The 4,895-nt window shown below is 70.9% G+C and carries 1 protein-coding gene; it reads right to left on the reverse strand.

What is annotated here, in order from left to right:
* The coding region (locus ACIQNG_RS39040) for an SDR family NAD(P)-dependent oxidoreductase (RefSeq protein ID WP_401492006.1) at positions 1-4,886 on the reverse strand (4,886 nt) is incomplete at its 3' end.
* Positions 4,887-4,895: the final 9 nt, after the last annotated feature.

Raw genomic sequence — 4,895 nt, forward strand, 5'->3', positions numbered from 1 at the left:
AACCCATCGAACCCCGCACACACCTCCCCGAACGCCTCCCGAAACACCTCGAACCCCAACAACCCCGAACCCATCCCCGACCACTGCGCCCCCTGACCCGTGAACAACAGACCGACTTGAGCGGCAGGAGTCGCCGCGGGGGTGACTGTCTCGGTCACGTGCGCAAGGTTCCGCGCGAGTTCGTCGGTGTCCGAGCCGACCACGACGGCCCGGTACTCCCCCACCGCTCGCGACAGCAGCGACACACCCACATCCGCTGCGGGCACCTCCGCACCCGCATCCGACACGAACTCCCGCAACCTTGCCGCCTGCGCCCGCAGCCCCTCCGCGCTCCGCGCCGACAGCACCCACGGCACCACCGGAAGAACGTCCGCAACCACTGACGGCGGCTCCACCGTCTCTGGTGGCGCCTCCAGAATCACATGCGCGTTCGTCCCGCTGATCCCGAACGACGACACCGCCGCCCGCCGCGGCTCACCCGACTCCGGCCAGGGCCTGGATTCCCGCAGGAGGGCGACGTGTCCCGACTCCCAGTCGACCTGCGGGGAGGGCTGGTCCACGTGCAGGGTCGCCGGCAGTTCGCCGTGCCGCATCGCCTCGATCATCTTGATCACCCCGGCGACCCCGGCCGCCGCCTGCGTATGACCAAGGTTCGACTTCACCGAACCCAGCCACAGCGGCCGATCCGCCGTGTGATCACGTCCGTACGTCGCCAGCAGGGCGTCCACCTCGATGGGGTCACCCAGTCTCGTTCCGGTCCCGTGTCCCTCGACGGCGTCGACCTGGGCCGCGCTCAGGCCGGCGTTGGCCAGGGCCTGCCGGATCACCCGCTGCTGCGAAGGGCCGTTCGGCGCCGTCAGACCGTTCGACGCCCCGTCCTGGTTGACCGCCGAACCCCGCACCACCGCCAGCACCTCATGACCACGGCGCCGCGCCTCCGACAGCCGCTCCAGCAACACCAGCCCGACACCCTCACTCCACCCGGTGCCGTCCGCAGCCTCCGCGAACGCCTTGCACCGACCGTCCGCCGACAACCCCCGCTGCCGCGAGAACTCGACAAAGGTGTTCGGGGTGGCCATCACGGTGACACCGCCCACCAGGGCCCGCTCGCACTCCCCGTTGCGTATGGACTGAGCCGCCAGGTGCAGGGCCACCAGCGAGGACGAGCAGGCCGTGTCCACCGTCACCGCCGGGCCTTCGAGCCCGTAGGCGTACGCCACTCGTCCGGAGAGGACGCTGGAGAGGTTGCCCGTGAGTGCGTAGCCCTCGATCTCCGTGTGCTCGGTCGACATACGGGGCGCGTAGTCGTGGTACATCACACCGACGTAGACACCGGTCGGGGAGCCGCGCAGGGCGTCCGGGTCGACGCCCGCCCGCTCGAACACCTCCCACGACACCTCCAGCACCAACCGCTGCTGCGGATCCATCGCCAACGCCTCACGCGGCGAGATACCGAAGAACTCCGCGTCGAAGTCACCCGCGTCGTGCAGGAACCCGCCGTGACGGGTGTACGACTTGCCCGACCGGCCCGGATCCTCGTCAAAGAGGTCCACGTCCCAGCCGCGGTCCTGCGGGAACTCCGAGATGCCCTCACCCGCCGAGCGCACGAGATGCCACAGGTCCTCCGGCGAGGCGACACCCCCCGGGTAGCGGCACGCCGTTCCCACCACCACGATCGGATCGTCCACCTCGGTGGCGGACGGGGCTGCGGCTACAGGGTGTGCGGTGGCGGTGGCGGCTCCGAGGAGTTCGTCGCGCAGGTGGCGGGCGAGTGCGGTGGGCGTCGGGTGGTTGAACACGACGGTGGGGGCGAGCCGGATGCCCGCTGCCGCGTTGACCTGGTTGCGCAGTTCGACGGCGGTCAACGAGTCGAAGCCCAGCGCCTTGAAGTCCTGTTCCGGGTCGATGGTGCCGGCACTGCTGTGGCCGAGCACGCGTGCCGCTTCCGCGCGCACCAGTCCGAGCAACTCGGCCTGGATCGCCGATTCCTCCAGTCCGGACAGCCTGGCGGTCAGGGTGGACGCCCCGGCAGGAGTGACCCCGGCCGCCGTACGGCGTGCGGGGCGGGTCGCGAAGTTCCGCAGCAGGAAGGGGATTTCGCCGCCGCCGGACCAGGTGCGCAGAGCCGGGAGATCGAGGCGTACGGGGACGAGGTGGGGCGTGCGGGTGCGCAGCGCCGCGTCGATGGACGCGAGTCCGAGTGCCGGGGTCAGTGGCGCGATACCGGTGCGGGACCAGCGGGCGAGGTCGGTGTCGCGCAGGGTGGCACCCATGCCTCCTGCGCCGACGCTGTCGCCCTTGCCGCCGGTACCGGGTGTGCCCTCGCTCCTGTCCGTTCCGACCGTGCTGTCGATGTCACCCCACAGTCCCCAGGCGAGGGACTGGCCGGGCAGTCCCCGCGCGTTCCGCTGTGCGGCCAAGGCATCCAGTGCGGCGTTGGCCGCCGCGTAGTTCGCCTGACCCGGTGTGCCGAGCAGGCCGGCCACCGAGGAGAAGAGCACGAACGCGTCGAGGTCCAGGTCGCGGGTCAGTTCGTCCAGATGCATCGCGCCGTTCACCTTGGGCGCGAGCACGGCGTCGACGGCTTCCGGAGTCAGCGCGGCGAGTGTCGCGTCGGCGAGCACACCCGCGGTGTGGACGACCGCCGTGAGCGGCCGGTCCTCCGGCACCGACGCGAGCACCTCGGCCAGGGCCTGCCGGTCGGAGACGTCACACCGGACGAAGTCCACCTGTGCGCCCAACCTCCGCAATTCCGCCCGCAGTTCGCCCGCTCCGGGTGTGTCGCTGCCGCGTCGCCCGGTGAGAAGCAGATGGCGTACGCCGTGCGTCGCCACGAGGTGGCGGGCCAGAAGGCTGCCCAAGGCACCCGCGCCGCCGGTGATCAGGACCGTCCCGTCCTGACGCAAGGGGCCGGCGGTGTCCGGTTCCTCGGGTAGGTGGAGGCGGGCCAGGTCAGGCGTGTGGAGGGTGGTGTCGCGGAGGGCGAGTTGGGGTGTGGCGGTGGTGAGGGCCTGGGCGAGGTGGGTGGGGTCGTCGTCGGTGTCGAGGAGGTGGATGCGGTCGGGGTTCTCGGTCTGTGCTGTGCGGGTCAGGCCCCACAGGGCGGCGTGTGCGGGGTCGACCGGATCGCCGGGGTCGAGGGCGTGGGCGTAGCGGGTCAGGACGGTCAAGGGGACGTCGGCCAGGCGTGGTTCGCTCAGGTACTGCTGGAGCAGAGCGAGCAGGGCGTGTACCGCCTCACCGACGGGGACACCGCGGGGCGGCGCGTACAGGACCGCTTCGGGCTCGTGGCCGGAGTCGTCCACGAGGGTCGACAGATCACGGTAGTGGCGTGCGTCGGGAAGGAGGTGCGGGGCGCCGAGCACTGCCCAGCCCGTCGGATCCACGGTACGGGCGGGCAGGGGCTGCGGGGTCCAGCGCAGGGTGTAGAGGTGATCCGCGTCGGCCTCGGCGGTGAGCGTTCGCAGACTCATCTCACCGACCTCCGCCACCAGCCTGCCCTCACCGTCGTACAACGTGATCTCCACGCTGTCCGGGCCGGTCGGGACCGCTTTGACGCGTAGGTGTGTGGCACCGGTGGCGTACAGGCGGACGCGTGTCCAGGCGAACGGCACGCGTACGTCGGTGTTGTCGCTGTCGACGAGGAGGGTGTGCAGGGCCGCGTCGAGCAGGGCGGGGTGCAGGCCGAAGGCATCCGGGCCGTGGCTCCCGGTGTGTTCGTCGGGGAGGGTGACTTCGGCATAGCGGACCGGACCGACCCGCCACACGCCGGTCAGGCCCTGGAAGCCGGAACCATAGGTGTAACCCCGCCCGGCCAACTCCTCGTACGCGCCGGCCAGATCCACCGGCTGAGCGCCGGCCGGCGGCCATGCTCCCTGCCAGTCACCAGCGGACGGTTCCTCCTGAGGGGCAAGACGTCCCGTGGCGCAGCGTGAGAACGGTCGGGTGGGATCGTCGTCGGGGCGCGCGTGGACGGCGACAGCGCGCAGAGCGGATCCCTCGGCCTCGGGTGGTTCGACGGTGAGTTGGAGCTGAAGGCCGCCGGATTCCGGCAGCTTCAGTGGTGCTTCGAGCGTGAACTCCTCCAGCACCGGGCAGCCCGACTCGTCACCGGCCCGCAACGCCATCTCCACCAGCGCCGCGCCCGGCAACAGCACCCGACCCCGGATCTCATGCCCCGTGAGCCAACCATGTGTGGAGCGCGCCACCCTCCCGGTGAGCACCGTGGTGTCCGCGCCTGCGACGGTCACTGCCGCGCCCAGCAGACCGTGCCCGAAGGCCCCCAGCCCGAGCCCCTCCGGACCCCCGGCCGCACCCGACACCTCCAGCCAGTACCGCCGCCGCTGGAAGGCATACGTCGGCAACCCCACCCGACGCCCACCAGCACCCGCCAACACCGCACCCCAGTCCACACCCGCACCAGCGGCGAACACGGCACCCACACCCGACAGCAACACCTCAGCAGCAGGCGCCCCCTCACCACGCGACAAGGCCACCCACGTCACCGACTCCTCCGGCACACACTCCTGCCCCATCACCGACAGAACCGCACCCGGACCCACCTCCACAAACACCGACACACCCGCCGAACGCGCCGCACCCACACCATCCGCAAAACGCACCGGCTCACGCACATGCCGCACCCAGTACTCCGGATCACACACCACCGAAGGATCGACCAGCCCACCCGTCACATTCGACACCAACGGAATGGCCGGAGCGTGATACGTCAGCCCCCGCACCACCTCACGGAACTCCTCCAGCATCGGCTCCATCAACGACGAATGGAACGCATGCGACACCCGCAACCTCCGCGCCCGACCACCCCCCGCCTCCCACCGGCCCACCACCTCGTCCACCACAGCACCCGACCCCGAAACCACCACCGACCGCGG

The organism is Streptomyces sp. NPDC091377, assembly GCF_044757045.1.
Classification (GTDB): domain Bacteria; phylum Actinomycetota; class Actinomycetes; order Streptomycetales; family Streptomycetaceae; genus Streptomyces.